This window comes from Adonisia turfae CCMR0081 (assembly GCF_011009555.1).
GTDB classification, from domain to species: Bacteria; Cyanobacteriota; Cyanobacteriia; order Phormidesmidales; family Phormidesmidaceae; genus Leptothoe; species Leptothoe turfae.
In genome coordinates this window covers 4722209-4746309 of sequence record NZ_QXHD01000004.1, presented here as the reverse complement: position 1 = coordinate 4746309, position 24101 = coordinate 4722209, and the positions used below count along the sequence as shown (strand labels likewise).

The following is a 24101-nucleotide window of genomic DNA, read 5'->3' as shown; positions in this document are numbered from 1 at the left end:
TTTGAGCAGTTTTGTGCCCTGGAACTCTTTGACTTTCCCAAAATGCATATGTATGGAACATTCTCACCAATCAAATAGGAACGCTATACAAGAAATTATCAAAGAAAAGAACCTACGAAAGAGACTCTTAGTTGAAAAGAATCTCCAGAAAAGAGCCGCCAGATCTGACATATCAAACTACAATCCATCGTCCATTCGCCTGGGCATATGAGTAATGAAGGCGCTTTTTAAACTGTTGGACTGGCATTCAGATTATTTTGTAATTGCTGTTGTAGATCATCGACAGGATTAATCACCAAGCCAGAAATCTCGCTTTCATTGGGAAGATACTCACTAGAGTGGGCGGCAGTTTTTGATAAAAACAAAACTTCAGCGCTGTTGCGGGGCAATTGTTTACCCGCTTGCGCTGTCAGCCATATGATGGGTGGGGCTGGCAATTTTTGATTACCGACATCGTTTAGTTGAATGCCTGCCAACACCGTCAAAACCGCTGTTGAATCATGCACTAGCCCCGTCCTGGAACTCCAAAACTGAGTCGCCAGACCTTGGCGCTGACCATAGTGATAGAGTGATGCTGCTGCGATTACGGCTCGTTCAAAACTATCAATATCCCATGACTCAGAGGTATCTAAGGCAATAATTAAACTCTGGTGACTGGTTAACACCTCTAGCTCCCGCACCCGCAGTTCTCCGTAGCGGGCACTGGTGCGCCAGTGGATTAATCGAGTGGGGTCACCCCAGCGATAGGGGCGCAGAGCACGAGTGATACCTTCCGTGCCACTGGCATTGATGGCCGTTTTTTGCAGCTGCCGCCGTCCTGTTTCATCGCCCAAGGAGTCGATGACTGGACAACGCTCTAAGGGCAGTATTTGAGGATAGACGACAGCCTTTGCGTGAGCGGCATGCAAACGACTGCACCAGAACAATCCTAAAGGGGCCGCCGTTCGTAGACGGACATCAGGCCAGGTATAAATACCTCGCTTTTCAGTCGGAATTTCGTAACGCCAAGTGTGTTGCGATCGCGCCTGCAAACTGGCAATGGCATGGGTCGGCTTAGGCCCTAACTTAGCAGGTACAAGGTCTTGCATCTGGAGCAAATTCTTGGGGGAAGCAGTGGTATTTTTCAGCGTCACCACCATCGCTAGAGCCTCTCCTGCCGAGACAGGTCGAGGCATTTGTCGAGCCACAGATAGCCCATGCAACGCTCGCTGCGGCAAAATCGACGACACCGACAATAAGGCAATCATGATGCCACTAATCACATACAGCCAACCTGCCATGGTGTTAGTTGCCGCGCCGAAAAAACATAGCGTAATCCCCAGCAACACCCAACCACTATAGGCAGGGGTCACCCAGTTGGCTTCCATCCAATGAGATAAACGTTTTAATAAAAACATCAACTATGCCCGAAAAGAACGATTGGCTGCCTTTCTGCGCTTCAGGATGCCCTAAGTAATTAGGTTAAACTAATGACACCATAGATGGCTTCTGAGCGATTTAACCATGCCAGATATCCGCTCTACGCTACACAACGTTACATATCCTGAGTCCGACGGCCAGCCAATAGCGGAAAGTGACGCTACCCGCGATTATTGGTTTTATGGCGTTGAAGCCCCCAGACTGTAATTCAAAAGCCGTGGCAGCGTTTATGTGTCTGGCAATTTATTTGTCTATTACGAAGAAGGAAACCCCAAGGCCGTTATCTCACCTGAGCTGACGCTTTAGCAGAGAAGTTGCGATCGCTCGGCATTGATCCAGATGAGATTTAAGTCCCTGATGCAAATACGGCATCTGTAGTCAAATCCAACTCAGGAAATACCCCAGAAACCAACTTTTCTCCCCCTACAAACCATCGAATTTGGTACTTTTCTGCATGGGGGTTCACTAGACAAGTACGAGGAATCGAATAAGGCAACTGATTGCGCCGAATTTCAAAATTGAACTCTGCGCTCAAAAAGCCGCCGATATCTTCATGGGGACCGGTTGGCAACATCTCAACCACAACTCCCTCAATCAATTCATACCGATAACCATCGTCTGGATACCAATCCAGGAAAGCCTCAAAATTCATCGGGCTTGCTACCCGCCCCTGAACCATAAGGAACCCTCAACTCGTTATGGAACCTGGGTTTAAGCCTAGTACAGGCGCAATTTACTCAGCGGTGGGGTGATGGGATTTGGGTGATGGGTGGATAGGTCTTTAGACATGGCCTTTGAAGGCTTTGTCGAGGATGGCGGGAGCAGGGCATCGAGTTCGATGGCGGTTTGGGGTTGGAGGGTGCGGAGGGTGTTGATTTTGGTTTGGAGATTATCGAGGTCAGTGACAATCTCGCACCACTTCCACAAAAGAGTTTCAGGAATCAACCAAGAGCCTTAAATGACTGGCTCACTTTACTACCAGAGCTATTTTGTCGCAGGAGAATTGCGAATCATTGAAACATAAACTACGGCCAAAGTAAGACGACTCCAGTTGGGCTGGTTAAGCGTAAATGAGAGACCGCCCAAAAGGGCTAACCAACCCACTGGACCAATCACGAGGGCAATTGCTTGACTCATTCCCATATAAACAGCAAAAGGCAAAGTAATACCCAGAGTGCTAGTCAGCCCTCCAAGTACGGTGCTGGCCATCAGATACACACCAAACCCACTGACCTTAGCAACAGTCATAACACTACCTGTACGTAAAAAAGCTTCTACTCTGGGGTCATTACTACTGCGCTGCGTCTCCATAATTACTTGCTCTTGTTGCTCTAGAGTCAGGCGGTCGAACATATCTTGAAAAACCTTAGCGACCACAGCTGTTTCAATTTCATGAGTTTCTAATTGTTTCCAGCGTCGTCCTTTGAGGGTGGCTAACCATTCAATACCAATGTGATCAGCTACATCAGTTACAACTTGTTTCCACGATTCATCCCAAAACAATTGCCCAATACTACCTGCCCTGAGATAGCGAATGTGATTACACAGAGTATCAACATCACTACCAAAACCAGAGGCGGTTAGTTTTCCAAGATTGTGACGATGTTTATGGGTAGTGCCTTGGACAATTTTTTTGAACTCATGCAGCGGCATAGTATGACCAAATATATGGTTTGAAATGCTTTTCTCTAATTTTTTCAATGCACACATCAACCAAACCGCATGATTCTTTAATGCTAGTAGAGCTATTTCATTCTAAAAATATGAGAGCACAAAAATCGTAAGTTGTGCGACACAACAAAGCCCCAATGGCACTCAACCATCGGGGCATTTTCACAAATTTATCTACCAACCGTAACCATCCCAGAGAAGCCGTTGCCTGAGCAGCACCGTTGCCTGAGCGGAGTCGAAGCCAACATCCCCTTCGACTCCGCTCAGGGGACGCTTACAGACCAACCCTTAACGCTTCTTCGCTAGCTTCTTCTTCGGCATCTTGCGCAGACGAATCGACTCAGGCGTTACCTCAACCATCTCATCCGACGCAATATACTCCAGCGCCCGTTCTAGACCCATTTCCTGGGGTGTCTGCAACTGCACTAGCTCATCACCACTCGCTGCCCGATGGTTGGTTAGCTGCTTAGCCTTACAGATATTCAGCTCCAGATCCTGAGGCCGATTATTCTCCCCAACGATCATGCCCTTGTACACCTTAGTACCAGGCTCAATAAAGAAGATGCCGCGATCCTCAGCATTCTTCAATGCGTAGAACGTGGCCACACCTTCCTCAAAGGCAATCAGCACACCGTTGCGGCGAGCACCCACATCACCAGACATGGGGCGATAATCCAAGAAACTATGGTTCATGATGCCCTCACCACGGGTTTGGCGCATAAACTCACCCCGGAAGCCAATCAGACCACGGGCAGGTACCACAAACTCAAGCTGGGCACGGCCATTGCCGTCCACCATCATGTCCTGCATTTCACCGCGACGTTGACCCAGGCGCTCCATACAGCCGCCCACAGCATCTTCAGGCACATCCATCACCAGCTGCTCATAGGGCTCACAGGGCTGGCCATTGACTTCACGGAAAATCACCTGCGGCTGAGACACTTGGAACTCGTAGCCCTCACGACGCATGGTTTCAATCAAAATACCTAGGTGAAGCTCACCACGACCAGATACGCCAAAGCGGTCGGGAGAATCGGTTTCTTCCACACGCAACGCTACGTTGGTTTCCAACTCGCGCATTAAGCGATCGCGAATCTGACGAGAGGTAACAAACTTACCTTCTTTACCTGCAAATGGGGAGTCATTCACGGCAAACGTCATCTGCAGCGTGGGTTCATCCACCTTAATCAACGGCAAGGCTTGGGGGTTGTCAGCAGATGTGAGGGTTTCACCAATGTTGGCATCGGCAAAACCGGCGACTGCAACGATGTTGCCAGCGGTGGCTTCTTCAATGTCAGTGCGCTGTAGGCCTTCAAAACCCATCAGCTTCGAAATTTTAGACTTAACAATCTTGCCGTCTTCTTTGACTAGCGCAATCTGCTCACCAGCACGGATAGTCCCATTGTGAACCTTACCGATCACAATCCGCCCTAAATATTCGGAATAAGCCAGGGTAGTGACCTGCAACTGTAAAGGCTTGTCAGAATCACCGACTGGTGGTGGAACATGATGCAAAATTCCCTCAAATAGAGGCTGCATATCCTTATCTTCGTCTTCTAGCTCATTTTTGGCATAGCCAGCCAAACCAGAAGCAAACAGATAGGGGAAATCACACTGATCGTCATCAGCACCCAGCTCGATAAACAGATCCAGAACCTTATCCACGGCACCCATGGGCTCTGCCCGTGGGCGGTCAATCTTATTCACGACCACGATGGGACGTAGACCTTTCTCCAATGCTTTTTTAAGCACAAAGCGGGTTTGAGGCATCGGCCCTTCATTCGCATCCACGATCAGGATGCAGCCATCTACCATACCGAGTACGCGCTCTACCTCACCGCCAAAGTCAGCGTGACCAGGGGTATCAATAATGTTGATCAGCGTGTCTTGATAGTGAACGGCTGTGTTCTTAGAAAGAATCGTAATACCGCGTTCACGCTCCAAGTCATTGGAGTCCATGACACAGGTGGGAACGTCTTCACCTTCCCGAAAAATACCAGACTGCTGAAGGAGAGAATCGACCAGGGTTGTTTTGCCGTGGTCTACGTGCGCGATGATTGCAACGTTACGGATGGGAAGGCTCATTGGGTTGGAACTTCCAGAACTAGCGGTGTGATGTTTCGTAAAAAACCTTAACAATTGTAGCTTAGATAGCAGCGATGTCGGTCAAAGCTATATGGATTGTCAGGAAATGGGGAATAGGGAATGGGCAGTGGGCCATGAAAATAGCCCTTATGATCTGGCCAATTCTCCATTGCAAAGTTTCTAAGCTCAGGAAATTGTTCACTCTTCTATCGAGAAATAATCAATTTCCCCATTCGTAACCTATAGGTTCCATTCTGATATACAGACATTGCATACAACGTCTCTCCAGAGAAAATCCCCACCTCGCAGTTCGGTTCTACCCACTACGAGGATTCAAATGGCTTTGTTAAATTGGCATTACAGCGGCAAAAGACCTAACAGCCGCTACCAGCCACGTTTTGAGTGAGGCAATCATGACTAACGAGTCTTTTAACAACACAAATTCCGAATTTATGGGTGGGGCTGCTGTACAGGGCAATTCTCTGATGCAATATGTGCAGTCTATGGAAACAGAGACAGTGGCACAGCTATCGCGTCCGGTATCAAGTGATGTCATGCAGGCAATGGAACATAACATCATTGCGATGCTGGGTGGTCTACCCTCTGAAGGATTTGATGTCTCTGTCACGACTAGCCGTGAGAATCTAGGTCGCTTGCTAGCTTCGGCCATGATGGGTGGCTATTTCCTTAAAGGCGCTGAGCAACGTCTGGCCATGGAAACCACACTGATGGGTAGCCTGGAAACTGACCTACATGAATAACGCGGTCTAGATCGCGCAAATGCGCTCACCCATGGCAGGATCAGAAACAACAGTCAAGATTGATCCACGGTGGGTGAGGCAAAGAGAACACAATACAGCGTGCACGACAGTGCTGACGGTAAATATAGCCAAAAGCAGATGTCCTTATCCCAGGCATCTGCTTTAAGTTTTGGGGGGACTGCCAATCTAGGGCATGCGGCCCCCGCACTACGGCAAGCTTTACTGACTTGGTATGGCGAACAAGGTCGTGATTTACCCTGGCGACGCAGTCGAGATCCCTATGCCATCTGGATCTCGGAAATCATGTTGCAGCAGACCCAGGTCAAAACGGTCATGCCTTACTATCAGCGCTGGTTAAAGTTATTTCCGACAGTGGCAGACCTGGCTAAAGCTGACCAGCAAACTGTACTTAAAGCCTGGGAAGGGCTGGGATATTACGCTCGAGCTCGCAACTTACACAAGACGGCACAGTTGATTGTGAAGCAGCATGATGGCGTGTTTCCAGAGGTGTTTGAGGATGCGATCGCACTCCCCGGTATTGGCCGCACCACCGCCGGAGGCATCCTCAGTGCCGCCTACAACCAACCTGTCGCCATCCTTGATGGTAATGTGAAACGGGTGTTGGCTCGACTGGTGGCCCTCCCAAAGCCTCCAGCAAAAGCCATGAAAGAACTGTGGCAGCTATCCGAGCAACTCTTGGACCCACAGCATCCCCGCGACTTTAACCAGGCAATTATGGATCTGGGCGCCACCCTATGCACCCGTCATCGGCCATCGTGCCTGCTATGCCCATGGCAAAGCTACTGCACCGCTTACCGTCAAAATCTACAGTCTGAACTACCCATGACCGAATCTCGTGCTCCTCTGCCCCATAAGCAAATTGGTGTCGCTGTTATCCACGACAATGATGGCCGCATTCTCATTGACCGTCGTAAGCAAGAAGGCCTACTGGGGGGCCTATGGGAATTTCCTGGGGGTAAAATCGAGCCTAACGAAAGTTTTGAGGAATGCGTCAAGCGGGAGATTAAAGAAGAATTAGATATCGATATTGAGGTCAACGACCGGCTAATTACGGTTGACCATGCCTATAGCCACTTTAAGGTGACGCTGAATGTCTTTAACTGTACCCACATCAGCGGTGAGCCCAAACCCATTGAATGTGATGAAATCAAGTGGGTTACCCTGGATGAAATTGATAGTTACCCGTTTCCTAAGGCGAACGGTCAAATTATTGACGCAATTAAAGAACAGGCTAAAGGGTAAACAGCCCGCCATCTGAATAATGGGAAAAAGTCTCGGAGACGTTAAGAAGTACGAAGGGCAATATTGTTGTTATGTCTTCTCTAATGTCAGATAACAAGCTTTACTTTTGTATCTTGAGTTTTCCCAAGGGCGACAAGTCAGTGTACGGTGTGCATTGAACAGTCTACACGTTTTGAGTGTTACACCCTCTAAAAGGAGAAGAAAGAGCCCCAAAGATGCATCTCCAGGGCTCGGAATCAGGGTGCATCTACCACTCCAACATGCTCGATATATCGGGTTATATCCGGAGTTGAACGGCGACTTCACTAAGACTTCAAACAATATCCATTGTCATCAGGGTGTTAGTAAATTTTCTAGCTAACCTCTTTAAAGCAGGTTGCATTATTTACTTAGAACTGCCATGACTCTTCAATGCGTCCAGAAACCTGAACAGACTGATATTGGGTCATCCCAGAGGCTACAGACATTCTTTTATGTGTCCATAAAGGGGGTATTCGGCTTGATCTGGGGACTGAGTCTCTGGCTATCAGGGGAAGCAGCTGTTGCCCAACGCTATTGTCGGGCAGACTTGGTGGACAAGATTGATGCGATCGCAACCCGCCCCAACCTCACCCGAGCCCATCTGGGACTACTTATAGAAACCCAAGCAGCTCAGCCTTCAGAACGCCAGATTATTCTGGAACGGAATATCGACAAATGGTTTGTTCCTGCATCCACCTTAAAACTCCTGACCACTGCCGCCGCGCTCCAGCAACTAGGCCCAGACTTTCAAATCGAGACCTCAGCCCACCTCCAGCAACAGGGCGAACAGACCCATTTGTATGTCATAGGAAGAGGCGACCCTACGTTTGGCGACGACCAACTCCAGAGCCTAACGCAGCAAATTACCCAGCAGGGAATCAAAAAAATCGATCAGCTATTAGGATATGACAGCTACTTTGCTGGCCGCACTGTGCATCCCAACTGGGAATGGGAAGATGTATTGGCAGGTTATGGAGCCTCAGCCAACGGTCTGATTTTAAATGAAAATGCTTTAGGGGTGACCCTATACCCAACAGAGGTGGGCCAACCACTACGGGTGGAGTGGGCTACCCCAGAGCAGACTACTCGTTGGGAAATACACAACACTTCCAGCACCGTGGCAGCAGGCGAGCCTTTAACCGCAGACGTTGGTCGTGATTGGAGCCAACCCATTTTGCATGTCTTTGGTAACCTCAGCGTTGATGCTGGGCCAGATCCATTTGCCATTGCCATCACCCAGCCAGGGGAGCACTTTATGGAACAACTAGCGAATAGCCTGCGCCAGACCGGCACTCCAGTAGATTTAACCGCGCTGACATCCAGCTGGCCCGATCGACCAATGCCAGAGATGGCAACAGTCATATCACCGCCACTCTCTCAATGGCTGTCAACGATTAACCAAGATAGCAACAACCTCTATGCAGAGGCCTTACTCAAGTCCTTAGGAACAATCGCAGCAGAATACGACGACACCACGCAAGCTGGCACAGAGGCTGTCAAAGAGATTTTAGATGGCTTGGGCGTTGACTCAGATAGCTATCAAATGGTGGATGGATCAGGGTTATCGAGACACAATTTAGTCACCCCTCGCACGTTGGTTGATACACTGCAAGCGATGGCCTTCCACTCCCATAGCGAAGTCTATCGCAGGTCTCTCGCCGTTGCTGGAGAACGGGGAAACTTAATCCACCGGTTTCAGAACACTCCCGTTCAAGGAAATCTACAAGGCAAAACGGGATATGTAAGCAACAATGAATCCTTGGCTGGCTATCTTCAACCTGTAGACCATCCACCCATGGTATTTAGCATTTTCTTAAACAATGCCGATCTCTCAGCCACAGCCATGCGAGCAATCATCGATGAAATTGTGGTTAACATTGCTCAGCTATCGGACTGTTAATCGAACGATCTGGAATTTAGCACCATAAACTTGTATCTAGTTCCAATGGGACTACGCCACATTGCCTACACTATTGACTAGCGCCTCATACCATGGATCCCTTCCTCAATCAGGTGCTGTGCCAACGCTATAAAATTCGCGCTCGCCTCAGCCAAAAACCAGGACGTCGCACCTTCGTTGCCACCGACTTACAGACAGACACTACCGTTATCGTCAAGCTGCTGCTATTTGACGTTGACTTTACATGGGAAACCCTCAGACTCTTTGAACGGGAAAGTGCAGCGTTACAGTCGTTAGATCATCCGGCAATTCCCCAATACTTGGATTTTGTGGATATTGAAACAGACTTGGGCAAAGGTTTTTTACTCGTACAGACCTATATAGAGGCTAAGTCTCTACAAGACTGGATTATGACTGGTCGCACCTTTAGTGAAGAAGACCTGCACTACATTGCCCAAGAAGCACTCAACATTCTTGATTACTTGCATGATCGTAAACCAGTCGTTATTCACCGCGATATTAAGCCGAGCAATCTGTTGCTCACAGAGCGCACTGGCAACAATCCTGGACAGCTTTATCTAGTAGATTTTGGTGGCATTCAAGCACCACAACAAGGTAGCACAATCACGATTGTGGGCACCTATGGCTATATGCCGTTGGAACAATTTGGCGGGCGAGCGGTTCCAGCTTCAGACCTGTACAGTTTAGGAGCCACACTAATCTACCTCGCTACAGGGCTACACCCCGCTAATTTGCCGCAAAAAGATATGCGGTTACAGTTTGCCGATCAGGTCAGATTAAGCCCCGAATTTGTCCATTGGCTAGAATGGCTAACGGAACCTGACATTGCTAAACGGCCTCAAACAGCCGCCATTGCCCGGGAACGTTTCAATCAATCACCCACACACCCGACCGACGGTCTTCATCCGCTCCGAGTACCACCACCCCAAAATAGCGCCATTCAGCTGAGCCAGACCCAAGAGCATTTTAATATCCAGGTACCCTCTAAAAAATTCAAACTCGAATTTCTCTTGCCAGCTGTCATCAGCAGTCGGCTAACGCAAACCTTTGGTGCTTTTGGTAATATTTTAGCAGGCGTTCTTTTAATTCTCTTAGTTGTTACTGGCTTGATCTGGCCAGCCCTCATCATTCTACTGCTTATTTATTTCCATATGAATAAACGGAGCAAACGCCACGCAATTTACTCCATAACATTTGAGAAGTCGATTCAAGGCACCCTGATCTCGTTAACAGAGATTCATGGAAACAGAGAGAGTGTGTTGTTTAAGCAATCCTTAACTCACATGACGGCAGGTCCTGACAAAATTCCTCAGTATAAAATTAAATTGAGAAGCGAAGGGCCATTTCACACCATTCGCATTAATGGTAGCTATCAAGAAATTCGTTGGCTCTGTGATGAACTAGATAGTTGGGCTCAAATCCCAATTACCTATGAATCCTACAATGAAGAAGTTTAATACTGGTGGTGCATGGTGCGTGGTGCTCGATGAAAAAGCTTGAAAACCCAAAGCTACTGGGTAGGCTCCTCCATTTCTTCTAGTTTGGTCTCCAACACCGATACTCGCTGTTGCAATTCGATAACCAAAACTGCCAGGGTATCAAACTGCTGATCAAAGGATGGTGTTTCAGGGCTGGGCGGACGGTCAATGGGAGCGGGCCTAATGTTGCCAGCGCGAGGGAGTTGAGACTGAAGGCGGTTGACCTGGGATTGGAGCGATCGCAACTGTGACTCCAGCCGATTAATCCGAGGATCTGAAAGGGAAAGCGATGCCTCCACTGGCTGTAGCCAAAGACTAAGAAATAAAGCCAACAATAAACAGAAACAAGTCAACGGTTTTAGAGCACACTTCATAATTCATCAGTGGTTAACCTGATGTCATTCTAGCTATCGTTTTTTCTTTTGTTAGGAACAAGCACTACCTATCTTACAAATCTCTCCCCCAAAAACAAGCTAACGACTCATCTTTTCCTAAGACAACAATCTCCTTTAAATACGAGAATTCCTTGGGAGTCGAAGTTTAAGTAGCAACACCTCAAAATACGGTTTAATCGTACTAAAGCAACAAAATCAATCAACGTCCAAACCTCAGAAAAAAGCTCCTATCTTATAGCAATCTACTGAATGCCATAAGATAGGAGCACTCTATCATCACTTCAATAACAAGAGTTACTAACCAGGTCTAGTAATCTCGTTTAAGTTAAGATCTTTCAAATCAGACAGTTCAATTTCTTATGGCGAATGAGAACATTACTCGATGAGTAATGTTCAGCTAGTCAGGGAAGGAACCGCTATCGCCACAGGAGTTGCCTCGCCTGAGGCCAGATCAAGGGGAAAATTATGGGCGTTACGCTCATGCATCACTTCCATACCCAGATTGGCACGATTGATAACATCAGCCCAAGTGCTGATGACACGTCCCTGGGAATCAAGGATGCTCTGATTAAAGTTAAATCCATTGAGATTGAAGGCCATGGTACTGATACCCAGAGCCGTAAACCAAATGCCTATAACGGGCCAAGCCGCCATAAAAAAGTGCAGAGAACGACTATTAGCATCTACACCCAAGAGAATCTCATTCGTGCGTCCGACTAAGCGACCAAAGTAACCATGGGCGGCCACAATATTGTAAGTCTCTTCTTCTTGCCCAAACTTATAGCCATAGTTCTGAGACTCGATTTCAGTGGTTTCTCTCACCAAGGAAGAGGTTACCAGAGAACCGTGCATGGAACTGATCAGGGCTCCGCCAAATACACCTGCTACACCCATCATATGAAATGGATGCATCAGGATATTGTGTTCTGCCTGGAACACCAGCATGAAGTTGAAGGTACCGGAAATACCTAGGGGCATGCCATCGGAAAAACTCCCCTGACCAATGGGATAAATCAAAAACACTGCGGTAGCTGCAGCCACCGGAGCAGAGTAGGCGACACAAATCCAAGGGCGCATACCCAGACGATAGGACAGCTCCCACTCACGACCCATATAAGCAAAAATGCCAATAAGAAAATGAAAGATGACCAGTTGATAAGGGCCTCCATTATATAACCACTCATCAAGGGAAGCGGCTTCCCAAACGGGATAGAAGTGTAGACCAATCGCATTGGAAGAGGGCACCACAGCACCAGAGATAATGTTGTTACCCAACAATAATGAACCTGCTACAGGCTCACGAATACCGTCAATATCAACGGGAGGGGCTGCAATGAATGCAAGCACGAAGCAGGCTGTGGCCGCCAAGAGAGTGGGAATCATTAAAACACCAAACCATCCCACGTAAAGACGATTTTCTGTACTGGTTATCCAGTTACAAAACTGCTGCCACGGACCGGCTTGGTCTCGTCTCTGTAAAGTTGTTGTCATAAGTCTGACGAAAAGACGACAGGGTTAAGCTGCAATAATTAACCAAATAGTTAAACTAACCTGTTAGTTAACTTAAAGGCATTGGTCGCACATGTCAATAACTTTTTAACTGGTTAGTTAATTAGATAATGAAAACCTGTTGATAGGCCTTGGAGAGGCGTTGTATTCTGGTAAGAATCCTCTATCTGCAAATCCTGTAGTGAAGTCGTCAGCCAAATCAAAGCGCTCATCGGCCAAGCGGCAAAGTCGTGACCCGGAAGCCACCAAAGCAAAAATTTTAGATGCGGCTGAAGAGGAATTTGCACGCCATGGACTAGCGGGGGCACGAACGGAACCAATCGCTGCGAACATCGGTTTCACCAAGGCGATGATTCACTATTATTTTGGTACGAAGGAAGAACTGTATCAGGCAGTGTTAGAGCGCTATGCGGCTACTTTTTTGGTGGCTGTTGAGACCTTAAATTTAGAGAATCTATCGCCACCGGATGTTTTGAGGACATTCCTGCGGGCGGCTGTAGCCCATGAAGTTAACAACCCTTATCAGGGTAAGGTACTGCTCCATGAGGCCATGGGTAATGAAGGTAGGTATTTTAAGCTCACGGGTTGGGAAGTGCCCATTAACCTGGGGGTGAGTTTTTTACGAAAAGGGATGGATGAAGGCTATTTTCGCCCCCTGGACCCCTGGTTGACGATGATTCACATCATGGGAACAATGACTTTTTACTTTAATGCGGAGAACAATCTGAGAAATTTGGTGCCAGAAAGTGAATGGCGAGCACCCCAGGCGATAGAAGCTTACGCAGAGTCTGCGATCGCATTTATTCTAGCTGGCGTGCTCAAACACTCTCAGGCCAACGGGTAGCCCCATAATACCCATGGTTTAGTGAGGTGGGTGTTTGTTGGCAATCCCCCCATAGGTGGACAGCTGCTCTGTGCAAAACAACAACCCCCAAAATGTAGTCAACGAGGAATAATAGAACATATCGGGGTTTGCCCTGACTTGGAGCCATTACTTGTTCTATCCCCATGAGATACCTTGTCGCTGCTTTTTGCGATCGCACCAATGCCGAAGAAGCCTATGCCAGGCTAGAGTCCAGCAACTTTTCCATGGACGATGTCTCTATTCTGGGTGAGGGGTGTCCGACCACTGACGAGTTTGGCCTGCAAAATCCTAAAGAAGCCGCCTGGACTCAGGTACGACGCATGGCCACCTGGCTAGTCCCCTTTGGGTTTGGCGGAGGCTTTGTCTTTGATGCTATTACAGGTCTGAATACCTTTGAGTGGACAGGCACCTTAGGCAATCAGCTTTTAGGAGGTCTGCTAGGCGCTGGGTCTGGACTAATGGGCAGCTTCTTTATTTGTGGTGGTCCTGCGTTGCTGTTTAACAATAACGAAACACCTTATCGCGATCGCATTGATGCTGGAGAATATTTAGTCGTCGTTAGTGGCGGTGAAAGCATCATCACCCAAGCTGCCCGTATTTTGCAGGCTCTGGATCCAGAAACCATCGAAGCCCGTTAAACAGAGGATCTCATGGCATTACCTTGCAGGAAAAACTCCATCAGGGTTATCCCAAATGCCCATAACACCGATTAGAATCCTCTAGAACAAGCCCCTGTAATTTCTACCCACACACTCACCAAAAATCGAACTAACATTATATAGATAAGTCGGAATAATTCCGGGAAGTTAGTTTTTCTGAGAATTCTGTCACACTTAATTTTTTTCCAAAGCAACCTATGACTTCTAAGGCAACTACCAGTGCTCCCGCTGTAGCAACCAACCCTTTTCTGACTGGCCATGGTCTCCCTCCATTTGATCAGTTTCAGCCCGATCAAGTAGAACCCGCGATCCAGCAGTTGATTGGCGAACTCACCACAGCCTTGGAGTCATTGGAAAAAACCATGAGCCCCACCTGGGAAGGCTTAGCCAAACCGCTAACTAAAATCAGTGAGCGGCTGGGTTGGACTTGGGGTGTTTTAGGGCACTTAATGGGCGTTAAAAACAGCCCTAAACTCCGAGCCGCCTATGAAGCTGTGCAGCCTGCTTTAGTACAGTTTGCCACCCGCTTAAGCCAGAGCAAAGCCTTCTACACCGGTTTCAAACAACTGGCCCAAGACACCAACCTCAGCCCTGCACAAAAACGCATTGTGGAAGCAGCCATCCGCGATGCTGAACTTTCAGGTGTGGGTCTAGAAGGTGACGCTAAGGAAACCTTCAACCAAATTCAACAACAGCTGGCGGAGCTATCAACCCAGTTTTCGAACCATGTGCTAGATGCCACCAAAGCCTTTAGCTTAACCTTAACAACCCAGGAAGACATTGCTGGGTTGCCCTCTAGTTTGTTAAGTCTAGCGGCTCAGGCAGCCCGCGATGCTGGAGAGGAATCGGCTACCGCAGAAGCAGGCCCTTGGCGAATTACCCTGGATATTCCCAGCTATGGTCCCTTTATGAAGCACAGCCAGCGTCGTGACCTGAGGGAAAAAGTTTACCGCGCCTACATCAGCCGTGCGTCCTCTGGTGACCTCAATAACTCACCCCTGATTGATAAAACCCTGGTCCTCAGAAAACAGCAGGCTAATCTCCTTGGCTTTGATTCCTACGCCAATCTCAGCATTGCCAGAAAAATGGCCTCCTCAGTCAATGCAGTGGAGGAGCTGATGGAAGAACTGCGCAGTGCCAGCTATGACGCTGCTGTTAAAGAATTACAGGACCTCAAAGTCTTTGCGCTAGCGCACAACGCATCGACAGCTAACGACTTGAAACAGTGGGATATCCCCTTCTGGGCAGAACGCATGCGGGAACAAGAGTTTGATCTTAACGACGAAGCGCTCAGACCCTATTTTCCATTACCTCAGGTACTCAACGGTTTGTTTGAGTTAGCCCATCGCCTCTTTGGGGTGACAATTCAGGCCGTCGATGGGGAGGCTCCCGTTTGGCATCAAGATGTGCGCTACTTTGCCATTGCCGATGGCAACGGTGCACCCATTGCCTATTTCTATCTTGACCCCTACAGTCGACCCGCTGAAAAACGCGGCGGTGCCTGGATGGATGAATGCATTGTACGTGCCCATACAGAGCCTAAACTCCCCGTGCGTCTACCGGTGGCCTATCTTGTCTGCAACCAGTCACCCCCCATTGATGGCAAACCCAGCCTGATGACCTTCCGAGAAGTAGAAACCCTGTTTCATGAGTTTGGCCACGGGCTACAGCATATGCTGACCCAGGTCGACTATCCAGGGGCTGCGGGCATTAACAATGTGGAGTGGGACGCGGTCGAACTGCCCAGTCAGTTTATGGAAAACTGGTGCTACGACCGTAATACCCTATTCAAAATGGCACGGCACTTTGAGACTGGCGAGCCTTTGCCTGAAGCCGATTACCAGAAGCTACTAGCTGCCCGCAACTTTATGACCGGCAATGCCATTCTGCGCCAGGTGAATTTTGGTTGGCTCGACATTGAACTGCATTCTCGTTATCAGCCTGATGGATCTGAGACCATCTGGGATGTGCGGGATCGACTGGCCAAAAAAACTACGGTGCTGCCACCCTTAGCTGAGGATGCGTTTTTATGCAGCTTTGGCCATATCTTTGCCGGTGGTTATGCGGCAGGCTATTACAGTTACTTCTGGGCCGAGGTACTCAGCGCCGATGCCTTTGCCGCGTTTGAGGAGGTGGGCATTGATAACGAAAGTGCTGTGCAGGAAACTGGTAAGCGTTTCCGCGATACGGTGCTGGCCTTGGGCGGCAGCCGTCATCCCATGGAGGTATTCCAGGCATTTCGCGGACGTGAGCCTAGCACGGACGCGCTGTTGAGACACCGGGGATTGAAGGCAGCATAAACCATCAGGAGGTTGGGAAATGTCCATCCTCCTAAATTATGTACCTGAGAAATTTGCAGGATTTTCTTCGTTCTAGACCCATTCCACCACTAGACTATAGGCAACTGGATTGGGCATACCTTCCTTGACGGACACTGAACAGGCTACAAGCACTGCATCATTTTCGCGCAGGGAACTGCGCGAACTGGTGCGATCGCAACTTCAGGCTCTCCTAGAACAGAACAATTACCAAGGGGCAAAAGCATTACTGGTCCCTGTACAGCCTGCGGATATCGCTGAAGCTATCGAAGGATTGCCTGATACGATGCAGGCCCTTGCCTTCCGCCTACTGTCTAAGGCTGAAGCCATTGAAGTCTATGAAAATCTAGACTCCAGCATTCAGCAAACCCTGGTTGAAGACTTTAAGCGCCAGGACGTCATCGACATTGTGGACAAGATGTCGCCTGACGACCGGGCGCGCCTCTTTGATGAACTCCCCGCCAAGGTGGTACGACAATTGCTGCAACAGCTGAGTGCACAGGAACGCGAAGCCACAGCCCTGTTATTGGGTTATGAGGCAGGCACAGCTGGGCGGGCCATGACCCCCGAATACATCGCCCTAAAAGAAAACTGGACGGTGGAACGGGCACTCAATCACATTCGCAAACTGGCCAGTGCTAGTGAAACAGTGTACTACCTGTATGTCACCGACAGAGCCCGGCGTCTCACAGGTATCTTGTCACTGCGAATTTTAGTGACCGGTCAACCCGATCAAACCATTGGAGAGCTGATGACCCGCGAAGTGGTTTCAGTGCAAACAGGTGTGGACCAAGAAGAAGTCGCCAGGTTGATTCAACGCTACGACTTTTTGGCAGTGCCCGTTGTCGATACTGAGGAACGGCTGGTGGGCATCATCACCGTTGATGACGTGATCGATATCCTCGAAGAAGAAGCCACCAAGGACATTTATGCCCTAGGCGGTGTTCAATCTGGCGGTGATAACTACTTTCAGACCAACCTGCTAACGGTCGCTCGTAAGCGCGTTGTATGGCTCTCAGTACTGCTGGTGGCCAATACCTTTACCGCTGCCGTGATCAGAAGCCAGGAAAGTTTGATTCAACAGGTGGCAATCTTAGCCTCATTTATCCCGCTACTGATCGGTACCGGGGGTAACGTAGGCGCTCAGTCATCCACCGTGGTGATCCGTGGTTTGAACACCGATGAGCTTAAGCTACGAGAGGCGTTCCAGGTGATTCGTAGAGAAGCGATCGCAGGTGCTTTCCTGGGTCTCATGCTGGCCCTAGTCGTCACCGGAGTGCTATACATCCTGCCTGTTATCAATGTAGGCGTAGCCCTCACCGTAGGCCTGAGCCTGATCGCAATTTCCGTCCTGGCATCCAGCGCCGGAGCAGCTCTACCCATTCTGTTCCAAAGCTTAGGCTTTGACCCTGCGCTGATGTCAGCCCCATTTATTACCACCGTCGTAGATGTATTTGGAGTCTTTATCTACTTAACGCTGGCAAGACAAGTGCTCCAGCTGTAGTGGTTGGTGAACAATAGGGCATAGGATGCCAACATCTGTAGCAAAAAGCTAAAACGCTTGAATCTTGGCGCTCAGTGAACTACTGTCTATTCCCTCAATTGGCTACCGCGTATAACCGATCCCCGGACCGATCACAACATTTGCCACAATAATTTAGGATATATATGGTGATAAGTGACACTGCGAAACATTCCAGTTTTCTGAAACAGGCCCTACCTAATCAGCTTATTTGACTGAAATAGACCGCTACGACTACAACCGAGACATCAGCCCGTGCTAAAAAATTTCCAGCAAGGTTTGAAGAATGACCTGATTGCAGGTCTTCTGGTGATTATTCCCCTAGCCACAACGATTTGGCTAACCATTACCGTAGCCAGCTGGGTAATTCGTGCGCTGACCAAATTTCCCAAGCAGTTAAATCCTTTTGTTGATTTACACCCAGCTCTAGTAGCCCTCTTTAATTTAGGCGTTGGATTTGCGGTACCTTTACTAGCCATCTTGCTCATTGGTCTGATGGCTCGCAATATTGCTGGTCGTTGGCTATTAGATCTTGGTGAGCGCATCCTCCAATCTATTCCCTTGGCTGGCTCAGTTTATAAAACTCTGAAACAGCTACTTGAGACTGTCTTAAAAGACACCAAAAGTCAGTTTAGCCGTGTGGTGTTGGTGGAATATCCCCGTCGAGGCATCTGGGCCATTGCCTTTGTCACCAGCTCCGTCACATCCATGAATCCTGATTCCAAGATGCTGAGTGTGTTTGTGCCCACTACGCCTAATCCCACCAGTGGCTGGTATGCAGTTGTTCCCGAGGCTGATGTGGTTAACCTCAGTATCTCTATTGAAGAAGCGTTTAAAGTTTTGCTATCAGGCGGTATTGTTGGACCCAATCTAGCTGAGGCCTTGGTAGCAAAAGATTCAGACAGACCCCAACTGCCTGCTGGAGACGGAGAGGCCTTACCATTCGACTCGTCCACATCCCAACAGGCTGAGTCCGAAACAGCTGAATCCCCTGAAACCAGAGTTGAACTCGTTAATATTGATCAACAAGGATAGCCTCGTATATCCGCGCCGCCCACACACTGGCTGATAAGATATCTGAGCTAGACCACCCATTCCCAAACGCCATGCAATCCCGTCGTATTGCCCGTGAGCTTGCCCTCCTTGGCATGAGTCAGCTTACGGACGATCCAAAACGTAGTAAGCAAACTTCTGGCCCATCTGTTGACACATTGTTGACCGAAGCCATTCGCACCCTCACAGCCGAGGTGAAAGAAACCCTAGAAGCAGCATCGGCAGAACTGGTGCGGGGTAACCGCCAATTGCTCGATAGCGAAACTCGCTCTGGCGATCTTCGCAGTGCCCAAGAAACGGTCAAGGGTGCCATTGAACAGGTGCAAACTGCTATTAACCGGCTTGGGGCTGCCACAGAACTACCAGAATTTGTGCAACTGGCAGGTCGTAAAGATATTCAGGATTACTCCCAACGGATTATCACCCAACTCACCCAGCATCGTGATGACATTGACCAGCAGCTAGACAGTGCCATGGTGGGGTGGAACTTAAAACGTTTGGCTCGGGTGGATCGCGATATTCTCAGGATTGCTCTCACCGAGATTTTGTATCTGGCAGTGGATAAACGAATTGCGATCGATGAAGCCATCGAAATCGCCAAACGATACAGTGATGAGGAAGGCTACCGGTTTATCAATGGTGTTATGCGTCGAGTGACAGATCAGCTAGCAAGCCAAAAACTGGATGCCAGATCAACACCTCTGAAATTATCGAAAGTGGCATCAGAGAGCAGCCCTGACCCTACGCCTTCTGATGATGAACCTTAAGTTTGCAGCCAAATTTCAAATTTATAACAGGCCTGATTGTTACATCAGTGGGTGATGCCCACTCTACACGTTGAACATTGCCCATTCATTGACCTATGTCTTCATTTAATTGGTTTCGCCGTGGCTATGACGAGTCCTCTGAAACAGAGGATGCCAAAACAGATGAAACAACAAATGATTCAACATCTGCGGAGGCTGCCGCAGACGACAGTGATGCACCTGCCAGTGCTGAAGACTATTTAGCTTGGGCCAAGGCCGCTTACCAAAATATTCAGCAGCAACAGGCAACCGTTGAGGAACCTGAAGCAGAACCGGAACCCGAGCCTGAGCCCGTGGAACCGGAACCAGAATCTGAACCGGAGCCAGCAGTTGAGGCTCCAGTAGGGAGTAAAGCCGCTGCACCAGCGGCAGAAACTCCGGTCTCTACAGACGTGTCCACAGAGATTTCTACGCCGGAAGAAACTCCTGCAATCACTGAGCAAGAGGAAGCAGAGGAAGCATTAACAGAAGTTACCCCCTCCGTTGCTGCTCCCTTCTGGGCCAAAGCAGCCGAGGCAGAACGAGAAGCACGCTTGGCCAAACTAAAGGAAACTGCCATCGTTGAGCCTGAGCCAGAACCGGAATCTGAGCCAGAACCAGAACCGCCAATGGTGATGCCCGATGTCGATTTAGACGAGGCATTTCTTTGGTCAGCCGAGGTTTTAGCATCCCAAGGGCGACGTCCGGATGACATATCCCTTGAAGAAATCACCTGGCTTAACCAGTTACGTCAAGGGCTAGGCAAAACTCGACGGGGCCTGGTCAATCAGCTGAAAGCAGTTGTGGGGCAGGGACCGCTTAATGAAGATGCCATCTACGAAATTGAGGCCTTGTTGCTGCAAGCTGATGTCGGCGTAGAAGCCACCGATCAGATTATCGAAGCTCTCCAATCCAAAATGCGTGAGGCGACCTTACCGCCTGAAGCCGCCATTCGCTATCTTAAAAAGCTGCTGCGACAGATGCTGGATAGTCCGCTTGAGGGAAATCACAACTTACTGTTTGTGCCCGAAGGTGAACAGCTCAACATTTGGTTGATAGTGGGTGTCAATGGAGCCGGTAAAACCACGACCATCGGTAAGCTCACCCACATTGCGAAAAAATCTGGCTATAACTGCCTGATTGCAGCAGCGGATACCTTCCGCGCAGCTGCCGTGGAGCAGGTCAAAGTTTGGGGAGCCCGCAGCGGGGTCGACGTCATTGCTAATCCAGGGCAAAACACTGACCCAGCTGCCGTCGTGTTTGACGCCATTGCCGCTGCCCAATCACGCAATACAGAGCTACTCCTGGTGGACACAGCAGGCCGTCTACAAAATAAAAAGAATTTGATGGATGAGCTCAACAAAATCCGACGCATTGTCGATAAGAAAGCATCAGATGCCAATGTAGAAGCACTGCTAGTGCTAGATGCCACCCTGGGGCAGAACGGTGTCAGACAGGCTAAGGTCTTTTCAGAAGCGGCCAATCTTAGCGGCGTAGTGCTGACAAAATTGGATGGTACTGCCAAGGGTGGAGTGGCCCTGGCGGTGGTGCAGCAACTAGGCCTACCGATTCGGTTTATTGGTGCCGGCGAAGGGATTGAGGATTTAAGACCGTTCTCTAGCTATGAGTTTGTCGAAGCATTATTAAGCGGGTAGGTTGGGTTGAGATACCATTGGGTGTTGGGTTTCGCAAGGCTCAACCCAACCTACGGGAATTGTTCATTTCACCATAAATGCCGGTTTATTTCTTTTGGGGTGCCGATGAGTTTCGGATGAAAAAGGCGGTACGCGCATTGTGCGATCGCAACCTCAACCCTGACTGGGCTAGCTTTAACTACGAAAAAATCCCACCGGAGCAGTCCGACGCCATCATCCAAGGGTTAAATCAGGCCATGACACCCCCCTTTGGCATGGGTAAACGGGTTGTGTGGCTAGTTGATACCCCCGTTTGTCAGCGATGTTCTGCCGACCTTGTGGCTGAACTAGAGCGGACACTGCCCAAAATTCCTGATAGCGCCATCCTGCTGCTGACCAGTAACAATAAACCTGATGGACGCTTAAAGTCCACCAAACTCATCAAAAAATACGCTGATATCCGCGAGTTTGACACCATCCCGCCGTGGAAGACGGACCAGATTGAACATCAGGTATATCAGGTTGCTAAAGATGTGGGACTGCAACTCACTCCCCAGGCAGCTGCCCTACTGGGAGAAGCAATTGGTGCCGACACTCGCCGTCTTTATAACGAACTGGAAAAACTCAAAACCTATTGGCCCCAACCGAAACAGGCACTGCCACCCGAAGCGGTTCATGCCCTCGTGGCCACTAGCACCCAAAGCAGTCTGCAGTTAGCGGCAGCCCTGCGCCAGGGCCAAACAGACCGAGCCCTGACCCTAATTACCGAACTACTAACGCGCAATGAACCCGCTTTGCGTATCGTCGCCACCCTGGTAGGGCAGTTTCGCACCTGGCTATGGGTCAAACTTATGACCGAATCCGGTGAACGGGATACCCGAGCCATTGCCCAAGCGGCAGATATCGGCAACCCTAAACGTATTTATTTTTTGCAAAAAGAAATACATGGCATCTCATCCTCACAATTGCAAAATGCCCTGAGACTTCTACTATCCCTTGAATATTCCCTTAAACAGGGAGCACCAGAGACTGTAACATTACATACCAAAGTCATCGAACTAGCACATTGCTTCAAGCCGGTCTAAAGGCTTACCATGCAGTACCCATGTTTTATTCACTAGAATTGGTCAAATCTTGCTAGGTATTGCCATGATGATTACTCGTTGCTCTAGTAATGACATTGACGGTCCTCGTCACCTTCGCCGGATAGTTGGGATTAGTGCCAGCCTGCTTGCCAGTGCCTGGTTCCCGCTATCTACACTCTGGCAGAATGTCTATGCCCAGAGTTTTACAGAGGAAGAAATCGGCAACTACGCTGCTGCCATATTAGCTGTCGAAGAAATTCGCTTGGACGCTCGCGCTGACATCAGCGACATCATGCAACTTGCTAATGAGGATATTACCCGGCACGATTTACGCTGTATGAGCACCAATGATTTATCAGAGCTTAAACGTGAGGTAAGGCCTCAAGTCCGGCGTTTACTGATCAAATACTGTAACGAGGCCAAAGATTTAGTAGAGGAACAAGGTCTCACTACTGATCTGTTTAACGCAATAACTGCTGCTCATCGTCAGGATGAGGCGCTAACTGAGCAGATACAATTGGAAATAGCAAAGCTACAGTAGGGCAGTTAGCTACTCCTTTTTACCGTCTACCCGTTCCCCCTTATGCAATTTATTGATCAAGCCGAAGTTGACGTCCAAGGGGGCGATGGTGGAGATGGTCTAGTGGCCTTTCGCCGAGAGAAATATGTGCCAGCAGGGGGGCCATCTGGCGGCAGGGGGGGCAATGGCGGCTCAGTCATTCTCCAAGCGGTCTCCGATTTACAAACACTGCTGGACTTTCGCTACGCCCACCGCTTTCAAGCAGAACATGGCGAACGGGGTGGCCCTAAAAACATGACGGGGGCAACGGGGAAGGATCTGGTTGTAGAAGTGCCCTGCGGCACCATGATCTACGATGCCGAAACAGGCGAACTACTGGGGGATTTGGTCACCGAGGGTCAAACCCTATGTGTGGCCGAGGGGGGTAAAGGCGGCCTCGGCAATGCGGCTTTTTTGAGCAATCGTAACCGGGCACCGGAGACCTGCTTACCCGGACTCCCCGGAGAAGAGGGACGGATTCGTCTAGAACTAAAGCTGCTGGCAGAGGTCGGGATCATTGGTCTGCCTAATGCTGGTAAGTCAACGCTGATTTCCGCGTTATCGGCAGCCAAGCCAAAGGTGGCGGACTATCCATTTACCACCCTAGTGCCTAACCTTGGCGTGGTGCGAAAACCCACAGGCGATGGTACTGTATTTGCTGATATTCCAGGACTCATTGCAGGAGCCCATGCCGGAGCTGGCTTGGGGCACGATTTTCTGCGCCATATCGAACGAACTCGTGTGCTTCTACATGTCATCGACATTACGACATTGGATCCCATTGAGCATTACCACACGATTCAGCAAGAACTCATCGCCTACGGTCACGGGCTAGCAGATCGTCCGCAGCTACTGGCACTCAATAAGGTGGATGCAGTCCCTGAGGATGAGCTTGAGGTTGTCACTGAGGAGCTGATGGCTAGCAGTGGATGCGATCGCATCTTTGGGATCTCCGCTGTCAGCCGCCAGGGTCTAGACGAATTGCTGCAAGTGATCTGGGACTTACTTGAAGAGACCGCGCCCAAAGAAGTAGAGGTAGAACCAGAACCATTCCCAAACCTGGTGCCCCAAGAAATGGCCCCTACCCAGTGGACATAA

General features: G+C 49.3%; 22 protein-coding genes. 15 read left to right on the top strand and 7 right to left on the bottom strand.

The window, feature by feature from the left end; translation table 11 throughout:
- Positions 1-227 precede the first annotated feature (227 nt).
- Entirely contained in the window at positions 228-1397 is a 1170-nt protein-coding gene (locus DXZ20_RS24355; protein WP_163701536.1) for a DUF58 domain-containing protein, read from the bottom strand.
- 106 nt (positions 1398-1503) lie between these two features.
- Here DXZ20_RS24355 and DXZ20_RS38560 point away from each other — a divergent pair, with 106 nt between their 5' ends.
- The gene (locus DXZ20_RS38560) at positions 1504-1626 is read left to right on the top strand and encodes a hypothetical protein (protein ID WP_348918721.1); all 123 of its coding nucleotides are present in this window, start codon (positions 1504-1506) and stop codon (positions 1624-1626) included.
- Between the two features lie 139 nt (positions 1627-1765).
- Here the strand turns inward: DXZ20_RS38560 and DXZ20_RS24345 are convergent, their stop codons facing one another.
- The 4 genes from DXZ20_RS24345 to typA form a co-directional block, all read right to left on the bottom strand.
- On the bottom strand, positions 1766-2098 hold the full coding sequence (locus DXZ20_RS24345) for a Uma2 family endonuclease (RefSeq protein ID WP_163701533.1): 333 nt from the start codon (positions 2096-2098) through the stop codon (positions 1766-1768).
- 38 nt (positions 2099-2136) lie between these two features.
- Positions 2137-2346, bottom strand: coding sequence for a hypothetical protein (locus tag DXZ20_RS24340; protein ID WP_163701530.1), 210 nt, complete (start codon positions 2344-2346; stop codon positions 2137-2139).
- Positions 2347-2403: 57 nt separating this feature from the next.
- Positions 2404-3072, bottom strand: coding sequence for a hypothetical protein (locus DXZ20_RS24335; protein WP_163701529.1), 669 nt, complete (start codon positions 3070-3072; stop codon positions 2404-2406).
- A 306-nt stretch (positions 3073-3378) separates the two neighbouring features.
- The gene (typA, locus tag DXZ20_RS24330; protein WP_163666517.1) at positions 3379-5175 is read right to left on the bottom strand and encodes a translational GTPase TypA; all 1797 of its coding nucleotides are present in this window, start codon (positions 5173-5175) and stop codon (positions 3379-3381) included.
- Between the two features lie 413 nt (positions 5176-5588).
- Between typA and DXZ20_RS24325 the strand changes: the two genes are divergently transcribed.
- The 4 genes from DXZ20_RS24325 to DXZ20_RS24310 all read left to right on the top strand — a co-directional run bounded on the left by DXZ20_RS24325 (position 5589) and on the right by DXZ20_RS24310 (position 10598).
- Positions 5589-5936, top strand: coding sequence for a DUF760 domain-containing protein (locus DXZ20_RS24325; RefSeq protein ID WP_006516638.1), 348 nt, complete (start codon positions 5589-5591; stop codon positions 5934-5936).
- 69 nt (positions 5937-6005) lie between these two features.
- On the top strand, positions 6006-7199 hold the full coding sequence (gene mutY, locus DXZ20_RS24320) for an A/G-specific adenine glycosylase (RefSeq protein WP_163701526.1): 1194 nt from the start codon (positions 6006-6008) through the stop codon (positions 7197-7199).
- 400 nt (positions 7200-7599) lie between these two features.
- Positions 7600-9120 carry a D-alanyl-D-alanine carboxypeptidase/D-alanyl-D-alanine endopeptidase gene (gene dacB, locus DXZ20_RS24315; RefSeq protein WP_250565910.1) on the top strand — a complete coding sequence of 507 codons (1521 nt, stop codon included), beginning with the start codon at positions 7600-7602 and terminating at the stop codon, positions 9118-9120.
- A gap of 92 nt (positions 9121-9212) precedes the next feature.
- Positions 9213-10598, top strand: a complete 1386-nt coding sequence (locus DXZ20_RS24310) for a serine/threonine protein kinase (RefSeq protein ID WP_163701523.1) — start codon at positions 9213-9215, stop codon at positions 10596-10598.
- Between the two features lie 53 nt (positions 10599-10651).
- Here DXZ20_RS24310 and DXZ20_RS24305 read toward each other — a convergent pair whose 3' ends face one another.
- Together DXZ20_RS24305 and psbA are read right to left on the bottom strand one after the other, a co-directional pair.
- Positions 10652-10951, bottom strand: a complete 300-nt coding sequence (locus tag DXZ20_RS24305; RefSeq protein WP_163666509.1) for a hypothetical protein — start codon at positions 10949-10951, stop codon at positions 10652-10654.
- A gap of 456 nt (positions 10952-11407) precedes the next feature.
- Positions 11408-12505, bottom strand: a complete 1098-nt coding sequence (gene psbA / locus DXZ20_RS24300) for a photosystem II q(b) protein (RefSeq protein WP_163666508.1) — start codon at positions 12503-12505, stop codon at positions 11408-11410.
- 199 nt (positions 12506-12704) lie between these two features.
- Here psbA and DXZ20_RS24295 point away from each other — a divergent pair, with 199 nt between their 5' ends.
- The 10 genes from DXZ20_RS24295 (at position 12705) to obgE (ending at position 24101) form a co-directional block, all read left to right on the top strand.
- Entirely contained in the window at positions 12705-13367 is a 663-nt protein-coding gene (locus tag DXZ20_RS24295) for a TetR/AcrR family transcriptional regulator (protein WP_348918720.1), read from the top strand.
- A gap of 164 nt (positions 13368-13531) precedes the next feature.
- On the top strand, positions 13532-14026 hold the full coding sequence (locus DXZ20_RS24290) for a hypothetical protein (protein ID WP_006516645.1): 495 nt from the start codon (positions 13532-13534) through the stop codon (positions 14024-14026).
- A gap of 218 nt (positions 14027-14244) precedes the next feature.
- Positions 14245-16347, top strand: coding sequence for a M3 family metallopeptidase (locus tag DXZ20_RS24285; protein WP_163701517.1), 2103 nt, complete (start codon positions 14245-14247; stop codon positions 16345-16347).
- A gap of 124 nt (positions 16348-16471) precedes the next feature.
- Positions 16472-17869: a magnesium transporter gene (mgtE, locus tag DXZ20_RS24280; RefSeq protein ID WP_163701514.1), complete on the top strand. Its 1398-nt coding sequence runs from the start codon at positions 16472-16474 to the stop codon at positions 17867-17869.
- A 273-nt stretch (positions 17870-18142) separates the two neighbouring features.
- A complete protein-coding gene (locus tag DXZ20_RS24275) occupies positions 18143-18922 on the top strand; it encodes a DUF502 domain-containing protein (protein WP_163666499.1) in 780 nt (259 codons plus the stop codon).
- 71 nt (positions 18923-18993) lie between these two features.
- Complete coding sequence (nusB, locus tag DXZ20_RS24270; RefSeq protein WP_163666497.1) at positions 18994-19707, top strand: transcription antitermination factor NusB; 714 nt, start codon at positions 18994-18996, stop codon at positions 19705-19707.
- A 95-nt stretch (positions 19708-19802) separates the two neighbouring features.
- A complete protein-coding gene (gene ftsY, locus DXZ20_RS24265) occupies positions 19803-21380 on the top strand; it encodes a signal recognition particle-docking protein FtsY (RefSeq protein WP_163666495.1) in 1578 nt (525 codons plus the stop codon).
- A gap of 77 nt (positions 21381-21457) precedes the next feature.
- Positions 21458-22444 (top strand): DNA polymerase III subunit delta, encoded by a 987-nt coding sequence (holA, locus tag DXZ20_RS24260; RefSeq protein ID WP_163701511.1) that lies wholly within the window; start codon positions 21458-21460, stop codon positions 22442-22444.
- Positions 22445-22508: 64 nt separating this feature from the next.
- Positions 22509-22985 (top strand): DUF4168 domain-containing protein, encoded by a 477-nt coding sequence (locus DXZ20_RS24255; RefSeq protein ID WP_163666491.1) that lies wholly within the window; start codon positions 22509-22511, stop codon positions 22983-22985.
- A gap of 42 nt (positions 22986-23027) precedes the next feature.
- Positions 23028-24101, top strand: a complete 1074-nt coding sequence (gene obgE / locus DXZ20_RS24250) for a GTPase ObgE (RefSeq protein WP_163701509.1) — start codon at positions 23028-23030, stop codon at positions 24099-24101.